Genomic DNA, 203 nt, shown 5'->3' with positions numbered 1-203 from the left:
ACATCTGCAGGAAGCGTTTCATTAAATGTTGGTGCCGTAGTATCCTGAACTGTTATCGTTTGTGTATGAATCGTTTCATTACCACAAGCATCAGACGCCGTCCAAGTGCGCGTTAACGTATATTCATTATCACAAGTACCAGCCGTAGTAGCTTCATCAAAAGTTACCGTAGCATCACCACAGTTGTCATTAGCAGTTAAGGT

General features: G+C 42.4%; 1 protein-coding gene. It reads right to left on the bottom strand.

What is annotated here, in order from left to right; all coding sequences use genetic code 11:
• The coding region (locus ACXAFS_RS15385) for an HYR-like domain-containing protein (RefSeq protein WP_475308071.1) at positions 1–203 on the bottom strand (203 nt) is incomplete at both ends.

It is taken from the genome of Winogradskyella sp. ABM4_392, assembly GCF_056160445.1.
The sequence above is the reverse complement of the archived record's forward strand: the minus strand, read 5'-3'. Positions and strand labels throughout refer to the sequence as shown.